This is a genomic window from Rhizobium sp. CBN3, assembly GCF_030518245.1.
GTDB lineage: Bacteria > Pseudomonadota > Alphaproteobacteria > Rhizobiales > Rhizobiaceae > Rhizobium > Rhizobium aethiopicum_A.
The window spans coordinates 20,371-27,216 of sequence record NZ_JAULSE010000040.1; the positions used below are offsets into that span (position 1 = coordinate 20,371).

Annotated in this window: 4 protein-coding genes; 3 read left to right on the forward strand and 1 reads right to left on the reverse strand. The window is 61.1% G+C overall.

Annotated elements, in window-relative coordinates; all coding sequences use genetic code 11:
- Positions 1-25 precede the first annotated feature (25 nt).
- Complete coding sequence (locus QWJ46_RS29510) at positions 26-907, reverse strand: peptidylprolyl isomerase (protein ID WP_302755996.1); 882 nt, start codon at positions 905-907, stop codon at positions 26-28.
- 246 nt (positions 908-1,153) lie between these two features.
- Between QWJ46_RS29510 and secA the strand changes: the two genes are divergently transcribed.
- The 3 genes from secA (at position 1,154) to QWJ46_RS29525 (ending at position 6,738) form a co-directional block, all read left to right on the forward strand.
- Positions 1,154-3,868 (forward strand): preprotein translocase subunit SecA, encoded by a 2,715-nt coding sequence (gene secA, locus QWJ46_RS29515; RefSeq protein ID WP_302755998.1) that lies wholly within the window; start codon positions 1,154-1,156, stop codon positions 3,866-3,868.
- Positions 3,869-4,044: 176 nt separating this feature from the next.
- Complete coding sequence (locus QWJ46_RS29520; RefSeq protein WP_302756000.1) at positions 4,045-5,460, forward strand: lipopolysaccharide biosynthesis protein; 1,416 nt, start codon at positions 4,045-4,047, stop codon at positions 5,458-5,460.
- The gene (locus tag QWJ46_RS29525) at positions 5,461-6,738 is read left to right on the forward strand and encodes a GNAT family N-acetyltransferase (protein WP_302756001.1); all 1,278 of its coding nucleotides are present in this window, start codon (positions 5,461-5,463) and stop codon (positions 6,736-6,738) included.
- Positions 6,739-6,846: the final 108 nt, after the last annotated feature.

Genomic DNA, 6,846 nt, shown 5'->3' on the forward strand with positions numbered 1-6,846 from the left:
GAAGAACCGGGCCCTGATGCGAATATTACTGCTTCGGCGCCGGCTGGGCGGGCTCGCTGCCCGGCTCCGGCTGCTTGTTGGCCTCGTCGTAACCCTTGCGCAGCGTCTCGTCCGAGATCTCGATCTTGGCAGACGACTTGGCCTGGTTGAGGAGGGCAAGATACTTGTCGCGCATGACGAGCTGACGAACCTGATCCTGCACCTGGTCGAAAGGCGGCGGCGGAGCGTCGCGCTTGTCCTCGACCTTGATGACATGATAGCCGAAATCGGTCTTGACGGGCGTTTTCGAATAGGTGCCCTTCTCGAGTGCGAAGGCCGCGTCCTCGAATTCCTTCACCATACGGCCGCGCGAGAAATAGCCGAGATCGCCGCCTTCCGACTTGTTCGGATCGGTGGATTTTTCCTTGGCGAGTTCGGCGAAATCCTTGCCGGCGTCGAGCTGCTTGATGATGTCCTTGGCTTCGTCCTCGGTCTTCACCAGGATGTGGCGGGCATGGACTTCCTCCTGCTTCGGCAGGGCGGCGACTTCCTTGTCGTAACGAGCCTTGATTTCGTCAGGGGTCACGGTATCGACGACGTGCTTCTTGAAATAGGCATTGTGAAGCTCGCGGTCCGTGAGGTACTGCATACGCTTCTTGAATTCGTCGGTCTGATCGAGCTTCTCCGTCGTCGCGCCGGCCGCAAGCAGCTTCACATCGATGGCGGCGGACAGGGCTGCGACCTTCTTCTGGTCGTCGGGAAGCTGCGCCAGCTGCGGATCGAGGTTGGCGACGGCGAGATCGAGTTCAGACTGGTGGATCTCCAGATTGCCGACCTTGGCGACGACGGCGTCCTCTGCACGGGCCGGAGCCTGGAATGCAACGAAAGTTGCAAACGCCAGCACGGCGAATTTATTGGTGCTCAACATCAAATAACCCTTCACAGTTACATCGCCGGCTTCAGCATCGCCTGTTCCAGCTCAAAATAGCCATCAACACCGGATTGTGGCCTTTCTGTATCCGCCAAATCCGTTGACATCATTCGACCCCCCTCTTATCTGTCACGCAACCTCGCGTCCAGAACAGTTTCCGGGCGTTTCAAGGCGTGCGCCTGATTTTCGGCTGGGCCGCGGACAAGAAACGTCGCGGATGAATATTGAGAAAGGACCAGTCACATGGTCAGCTTTGGCGGTATAGCCCGCAAGTTATTTGGGTCGTCCAATGATCGCCGCGTGCGGTCCTATCAGCCGAACGTCGCCGCGATCAACTCCATCGAAGAGAAGACGAAGGCGCTGACGGACGAGCAGCTCGCGGCAAAGACCGTCGAATTCCGCGCCCTTCTCGCAGAAGGCAAGACGCTCGACGACATTCTGATTCCCGCCTTTGCCGTGGTGCGCGAGGCGTCGCGCCGCGTTCTCGGCCTGCGACCTTTTGACGTACAGCTGATCGGCGGCATGATCCTGCATTCGAATGCGATCGCCGAGATGAAGACCGGCGAAGGCAAGACCCTCGTCGCTACCCTGCCGGTCTATCTGAACGCGCTTTCCGGCAAGGGCGTCCACGTCGTCACCGTCAACGACTATCTTGCCCAGCGCGATGCCGCAACCATGGGCCGCGTCTACAGCTTCCTCGGCATGACCACGGGCGTCATCGTTCACGGCCTCTCCGACGAGGAGCGCCGCGCGGCCTATGCCTGCGACATCACCTATGCCACCAACAACGAGCTCGGCTTCGATTATTTGCGCGATAACATGAAGTACGAGAAGAATCAGATGGTCCAGCGCGGCCACAATTTCGCGATCGTCGACGAAGTCGACTCGATCCTCGTCGACGAAGCGCGCACGCCGCTGATCATCTCCGGTCCGCTCGACGACCGCTCGGAACTCTACAATACGATCGACGCCTTCATTCCGCTGCTCGCACCCAGCGATTACGAGATCGACGAGAAGCAGCGTTCCGCCAACTTCTCCGAAGAGGGCACCGAGAAGCTGGAAAACCTGCTGCGTCAGGCCGGCCTCTTGAAGGGTAACGCGCTCTACGACATCGAGAACGTCGCGATCGTCCACCACATCAACAATGCGCTGAAGGCCCACAAACTCTTCCAGCGCGACAAGGACTATATCGTCCGCAACGACGAAGTCGTCATCATCGACGAATTCACCGGCCGCATGATGCCGGGCCGGCGTTATTCGGAAGGCCAGCACCAGGCGCTCGAAGCCAAGGAAAAGGTGCAGATCCAGCCGGAAAACCAGACGCTGGCGTCGATCACTTTCCAGAACTACTTCCGCATGTACGACAAGCTCGCAGGCATGACCGGTACGGCGCAGACGGAAGCGGAAGAATTCGGCAACATCTACAATCTTGATGTCATCGAAGTCCCGACCAATCTGCCGATCAAGCGTATCGATGAGGACGACGAGGTCTATCGGACCTTCGACGAGAAGTTCAAGGCGATCATCGACGAAATCCTCGATGCCCATAAGCGCGGCCAGCCGGTGCTCGTCGGTACGACCTCGATCGAGAAGTCGGAGCTGCTCGCCGAGCGCATGCGCAAGCAGGGCTTCGACAACTTCCAGGTGCTGAACGCCCGCTACCACGAGCAGGAAGCCTATATCGTCGCCCAGGCCGGCGTGCCGGGCGCCGTTACGATCGCTACCAACATGGCCGGCCGCGGCACCGACATTCAGCTGGGCGGCAACCTGGATATGCGCATCGAGCGCGAGCTCGGCGAGCTCGAAGCCGGTCCGGAGCGCGACGCCAGGATTCAGGCGATCGTCGAGGAGATCAAGGAGCTCAAGCAGAAGGCGCTAGCCGCCGGCGGTCTCTATGTCATCGCCACCGAACGCCACGAGAGCCGGCGCATCGACAACCAGCTGCGCGGCCGTTCCGGCCGTCAGGGCGACCCCGGCCGCTCGAAATTCTACCTTTCGCTTCAGGACGACCTGATGCGCATCTTCGGCTCCGACCGCATGGACAGCATGCTGACCAAGCTCGGTCTCAAGGAGGGCGAGGCGATCGTCCATCCCTGGATCAACAAGGCTCTCGAGCGCGCGCAGAAGAAGGTCGAAGCCCGCAACTTCGATATCCGCAAGAATCTGCTGAAGTATGACGACGTCCTCAATGATCAGCGCAAGGTGGTCTTCGAGCAGCGTCTCGAACTGATGGAATCGGCCAATATTTCCGAGACCGTCTCCGACATGCGCCGCGAAGTGATCGAGGATCTGGTCGAAAAGCACATCCCCGAGCGCGCCTATGCCGAACAATGGGATGCCGTCGGCCTGAAGACCGGCGTTGCCAATATCCTGAACCTCGATCTGCCGATCGAGGAGTGGTTCAAGGAAGAAGGCATCGGCGAAGACGACATTCGCGAGCGCCTGACGCAAGCCGCCAATGCCCACTTTACCGAAAAGGCCGAGCGCTTCGGCGACGATATCATGCATTATGTCGAACGCTCGATCGTCATGCAGACGCTCGACCATCTCTGGCGCGAGCATATCGTCAACCTCGACCATCTGCGCTCCGTCATCGGTTTCCGCGGCTATGCCCAACGTGATCCGCTGCAGGAATACAAGTCCGAAGCCTTCGAACTCTTCACCGGCCTCCTCAACAATCTGCGCGAGGCCGTCACCGCCCAGCTGATGCGCGTCGAGCTGGTGCAGCAGGCCCCCGCTGAGCCCGAACCGCCGCTGATGCAGGCCCATCATCTCGATCCGACGACCGGCGAGGATGATTTCGCCCCGATCTACCAGGCCTCCGAAGTCATCGTCGCACCCGAGAACCGCAATCCGGACGACCCCGCCACCTGGGGCAAGGTCGGGCGCAACGAAGCTTGCCCCTGCGGCTCCGGCAAGAAATACAAGCATTGCCACGGTGCCTTCGAGCAGGTCTGAGGCAAATCGCGAAAAGCTGAAAATGCCGCCTCCGGGCGGCATTTTCTATTTTTGCGGCAGCACAAAAACCTGGCCTTCACCACCGAATGGCAGCCCGATCCGGAACCGTTTCTTAACCCTGTTCTGTCAAGACTTCAGGGACGATTTGCCTGACCTCAGAGTTTTGCGTGTTCATCATGGCGGTCATAGAAACAGCGGAGAAACTGCTGCCCGCGGGCCTGCGCCCGATCGGCGGCCGCACGCTGCGCATGCTTGCCGCCATGTTCACCGAAGGCGGCGAAAAAGCCGCCGCCCGGCGGATGGCGCTGACGGCCTTCTCGATCCGCATCCTCAGCGCCGCACTTGCCTTTATCTCGCAGATCGTGCTCGCACGGCTGATGGGCGAATATGAATATGGCATCTTCGTTTTCGTCTGGGTGCTGATCGTCGTCTTCGGCGATCTCTCCTGCCTTGGCTTCCACACCGCGATTGTCCGCTTTCTGCCGCAGTACAAGGCGGCGGGCGCCTTCGAGGAAATCCGCGGCCTGACGGGCACGGCACGCATCTTTGCGATGCTTTCCGGCACGGTGATGCTCGCCGCCGGCATGATCGGACTGCATTTCTTCGGCGATAGGATCGAGACCTATTATCTCGTCCCGATCTTCCTCGGCCTGCTTGCCATGCCGATGATCGCGCTCGGCGATATTCTGGAGGGCACCTCGCGGGCGAACCATTGGCCGGTGATGGCGCTGAGCCCGGTCTACATCGTCCGGCCGATTCTCATCATCGCCTTCATGCTGATCGCGATTGCGATAGGCGCAGAGCATACGGCCGTCACCGCCATGCAGGCAGCGCTTGCCGCCACCTTCGTCACCGCGCTTGGCCAGTATGGCGCGACACTCTATCGCCTTCGCCGGCACTATGACGAAGGTCCGCGCAAAATCGATTTCCTCGCCTGGCTCAGTGTCGCCTTCCCGATCTTCCTGATCGAGGGCGTGAGCTTTCTGCTCACCAATTCCGACGTCATCGTCGTCGGCATTTTCCTTGAACCGCACGACGTCGCCATCTATTTCGCCGCCGCCAAGACCATGGCGCTGGTGCATTTCATCAATTTCTCGGTCAAGGCCGCCTCCGGCCCGCGCTTTTCCTCGATCATCGCGGAAGGCGACCACGCTCAGCTGGCGGCGGCCGCCGCCGACGCCGCCCGCTGGACCTTCTGGCCGGCGCTCGGGGTCGGCCTCGTGGTGCTCGCGGCCGGCCATCTGCTGCTGTCGCTGTTTGGCGGCGCCTTCACGTCAGGTTATCTTGTCATGGCGATCCTGCTCGCCGGCATCCTTGCCAAGTCACTGGTCGGCCCGGCTGAAACGCTGCTGATGATGGCGGACAAGCAGAACCTCTGTGTGGCGCTCTATGCCGGCGCATTGGCCGCCAATATAGGCCTCAACCTTGCTTTGATCCCGCATTACGGCATCGAAGGCACCGCCGTCGCCACGGCCTCGGCCATGGCGGTCGAGGCTATCTTCCTGCATGTGGCCGTGCGCCGCACGCTCGGCATCGTCCTCTTCGCCTTCGCCAGCCCCTCCGCCGCAACGCCAGAAATGAGAGTTCGTTAGATGGTGCGCCTGCCCCCCGTCACCGAAAGCACCGACAGCATCAGCAACCGCATGATCCATGAGCTCGCGGCGCTGCATTTCGAAGCGCCGCAGGCCGAGGCCCGCGCGGAGATCGGCCGGCCGGGGCGCGAGCTCTGCCTCTATCCCGGCAAGCTCGGCTACGAACTTCAGGATGAGCTCGACTTCCTGTCCAACCGGGCGATGGAACCGAACGTTTTTTTCTCCGGCCGCTTCCTTGCGCCCGCCATGCCGCGGATCGAAGACCGGCAGGTCAATTTCGCCCTCATCCGCGATCATAGCGCCGGCCGCAGCCGCATGCGTTTCCTCCTGCCGTTTTCGGTCGACAGGCCGGGTTTTGCCGTCGGCCCCTCGATCATCCGCGGCTGGTCGAACAGCTTCGGTCCGCTCGGCACACCGCTCGTCGACAGCGAAGATGCGGCCGAAACCCTCGACAATTTCTTCGAGGGACTGACCGTTCCCGATCTCAACCTGCCGAGCACACTGGTCTTGCCGGATCTGAGATTGAACGGCATTTTCGTGCGCATGCTCAAGGCCGTGGCGCTCGGCCGCAACCTTCCGCTCACCGTGACCAATCCCTATCTGCGCCCGATGCTGCAGAGCGAAGAAGAGGCGCCCGCCTATCTCGGCAAAACCATATCCTCGTCGCATATGCGCGAGATGCGCCGGCAGTGGCGCCTGCTGGAGGAACAGGGAACGGCGGTCTATGCCGTCGCCCGCCAGCCGCGCGACGTCCACGTCCGTTTCGAGGAATTCCTGGCGATGGAGGCTGGCGGCTGGAAGGGCAAACGCCGAAGCGCTCTCGTCACCGATCGCTATCATACCGCCTTCGCGCGCGAGGCCGTCTCGAACCTCGCCGCCGTCGACGCCGTGCGCATCCATACGATCGATCTCAACGGCAAAGCGATCGCCGCCATCGTGGTGCTGATGATGGGCGGCGAGGCCTATACCTGGAAGACCGCCTATGATGAGAACTATGCCCGCTATTCGCCGGGCAAGCTCTTGATGAGCGAACTCACGGAATGGCATCTCGATGACGCCAACATCGTGCGCTCGGATTCCTGCGCCGTCTCCGACCATCCGATCATGAGCCGTTTCTGGCAGGAGCGCGAGGAGATGGGAACTTTGGTCATCGGCCTGACCCAGAACGGCGACCGCGACATGCGCCAGGCCGCCGCCCAGCTCCACATGTATCGCAGCACCCGCAACATGGCGAAGATGCTGCGCGAGAAGATCATGTCGCTCTCTGGCCGGGGTTAGATGTGAGCTTTCGGGAGGTTGTCCATTCGGAGCGGATCGAGGAGACTGGAGCTACCACATCTCGAGTCGGAGGGATCGCCGCGAATGAACATTCATAAGAATGCCCGA

Bases quoted from the DNA above. Each gene is read 5' to 3' on its own strand.
- QWJ46_RS29510 (WP_302755996.1), bottom strand. From the start codon at position 907: ATGTTGAGCACCAATAAATTCGCCGTGCTGGCGTTTGCAACTTTCGTT.
- secA (WP_302755998.1), top strand. From the start codon at position 1,154: ATGGTCAGCTTTGGCGGTATAGCCCGCAAGTTATTTGGGTCGTCCAAT.
- QWJ46_RS29520 (WP_302756000.1), top strand. From the start codon at position 4,045: ATGGCGGTCATAGAAACAGCGGAGAAACTGCTGCCCGCGGGCCTGCGC.
- QWJ46_RS29525 (WP_302756001.1), top strand. From the start codon at position 5,461: ATGGTGCGCCTGCCCCCCGTCACCGAAAGCACCGACAGCATCAGCAAC.